Below are 2,872 nucleotides of genomic sequence, written 5' to 3'. Positions count from 1 at the left end.
ATGCAGCTTCGGACAGTGGGACCGTGATGGAACTTTTTACCAGCCAGTTACTCTAATAAGGAATGATTCAACCATACGGAAGCGGGTAAATAACAAGTTTTAATGGAGTTTTGCCATGAATATTGCCTACGAAACGGGGGCTTCTGTGAGCCTGTGCCCTCACCCTCAACCAAAGCTTGACACCCAGTCGGTAACAGCCTCTGGCCAATGGACAACCAGCGAACCGACCAGCAAGCGGCTACCCCATCATCCCAGAGAGTCTGAGCGACAAGCACTACTGCGAGCGGCTGAGAGTGGGTGCCTGGCGTTTCGGCAAATTCATTTGGCTATAGAAAAAAATTACTTTTCAGGTAAGGGGGCACCAAGACCCTTCGCCCTCGCCCTGCCGGGGGGAATGATGCCCACTAAGCCCATGCCAAAAGAGAATAGTAGATGGATGGTAGGCATTGTTGATCCACAATGCCTGTATGTCTATAAATGTGATGCATTTACTCAACGTCTGCTGCTGGAGCCTGGCTTAACTCCGGCACAACTGCGAGCAAAACTACTGCCTGATCTGCCATCATCGCTCCGTAGACGTGGTGAGCACGGCGATCAAGTCACCTGGAGAGCTTATCCTCATCGTTTCACCTCGGGACATCTGCAAGTGGATGGAACGTTCAGTTTACCAAAATTGAAACCCGGCAATGCCACCCCTGTACTTGATTACCCGGAACTGGTGCTCACCAAATATGACAAAGAAGACATCAAATGCTTCTTTGTATACCTTGATACACAGATAAATATTGCCGATACCCTGTGGGACAAGCGTCAGTGTGAACAGGTATTGAAGCTTAAACCCTTGCCTCTGGTTGTTTATTGCCACCGCACGGGGTCTGTTCAGGTCTATTTTGATGATGAGCTGGACAGTAAACACCTGGCCAGGAATGAGGATTCTCTGGATTATTTCGCGATTTCACAGGGCATAGCCCCAGAAAATTTCAGAGCCATGTTAAATCTGCTGCCAATGTCTTTGCGGGTAGAGGCACTGAGCTCGGAATTAACCTTCTCACCAGATGTTGACCACAAATTGCAACAGGCCATCCAACTGGTGAGTGACCCCCGTTTTTACAGTTACGAGAAACTTCTGGAATTAAAACAGAGTGGCTTGCCAATTCACCAGCATTTTTTCCATAAAAGACGTTTTCAATCTTTGCTTGAAACGCTCCTGACTTCCGAAATGTGCAGAAGCGAGCAGCCTGAGCATGAGCAAACTCAGAAACAGGAGAAAGCAGCTAACCAAATGTTTCAGCTTCTTTTGCACAGTGGGGCAAGTCTGCCGAAAGAGTGGTGCGTGGCATTCATTTACGGGATGATAAGTTTTAGCTATTTTCCAATGCCACCGGACATAATGAATTGTATGCTGGTTGCCTTTAGTCCATTTGAATCCCTGACTCTGCCCCATCTCAGGAAGATACCTTTGACCGCCTGTCCGGGAGCCGTTATTGAATTTGACCGCATTTGCCGGGGGCTTAATCAACAGCAACTGCAGAGCTGTCTGGAAGAGTTATTACGTTATCCGCGTCGTCTTAACCCTCCGACTTTCGACATCATCCAGTCCCATTTACTGGCTCTTTATCATTACTTGGCTGGGCTGAACCCGGAGATTCTGTATAGGCTTAAAAAATCTCTGGACTGGTATTACCCTAACGGTGCGAAGGTTATTGGTGATTTGTCTCTGGATGATTATATCCAATGGGTTCTAAAACTATGGAAGCAACGGGAAACACATCCTTTCTACCAAAATTGGCCAGAGCATGTCCTGCGGGCTGAGCAGGAAATTGCGGCCCTGAAACAATCTCTCCATCAGGACGATTCTGGCGCATCGGCATCACCATTGACAGCCGAGGCACCAACGGCATTACAGTTTGTGGTGGATGCCTTCAGCAAACCGCCGGTCCTGCCTGAAAATGTCGGCGATAATGAAAAAACCATCCTGAAGGTCTTGCAGCATTATTACCGCCGTCCGGGACCGGAACGGGTGATCGAGAGCCTTGGCAGACAGACCATGCCAACTGTGTGGAAACCGCTGCACAGCTGCAGTCATGTTCTGCGGGCCAGAAATAATGGGCTCTGGTATATGGAATTGCTGGAAAAATGTCAGCAGCGTCGCCTGAGAAAAGTCGAAAAAGAACTTCTGGCACTGGCGATTATCTACCATGATGCAGCTGCCGAAGATGTCGACAAATCAGCGGAAGAAACAAGGTCTGCTTATTACTTCAAACGGGACCTGGCCGGGCACTACCCTGAACAGCTGTTGGATAATATGGCACTGGCGATGGTCAGCAAGGAAAATGATGTCCATCGTAAAGGTGAGCAGTGCCTGCCTGAGCCTGTGCGCTGGTATCTGCGCCTATTACGCTTTGCGGATCGCATGGACATTATCCGTGGTTGTGGGGTTGGGGCTGATTTTCCCGGATTAACGGTGACTCAACCTTTGGGTTTTGACGCTTCACGTCTTGACTTACCACCGCAGCTGACCAGAGATTTTACCTCCGAGCCTGGTAACAAGAGTGAATTCCAACGTCATCTTGAAGCCGCCATGCACGGTGCGGCTGATCTGGCGCGGGTAACCGGGCAACTGCAAGATTGGCGCAAAAAAAACTACACCCAAGTCTACGGTTTGAACGCCAATGGCTCAAAGATCTCTGAAAACTTTGAATGGACAAGCGAGCCAGTACAGAGAATGAACCAGTTTATTGATGACAATGTCCGGCGCAAAATGGCCCGGGAGGCCGGGATGATTGTCTGTTCAGACCCTGGCCACCAAGCCTGCAGGGCTGATCAGAACAAAGGGATCACTTATGGTATTCATAACAGCTGGTATGATCTG

The 2,872-nt window shown here is 49.2% G+C and carries 1 protein-coding gene; it reads left to right on the top strand.

Annotated features, from left to right (window positions below):
* Nucleotides 1-115: 115 nt before the first annotated feature.
* On the top strand, nt 116-2,872 hold a 2,757-nt coding region (locus KDK15_RS04695), incomplete at its 3' end, for a hypothetical protein (RefSeq protein ID WP_257294206.1).

Source organism: Endozoicomonas sp. YOMI1, from assembly GCF_024606345.1.
GTDB lineage: Bacteria > Pseudomonadota > Gammaproteobacteria > Pseudomonadales > Endozoicomonadaceae > Endozoicomonas.
Note: the sequence above shows the minus strand (reverse complement) of the source record. Positions and strands in the feature narration are given on the sequence as shown.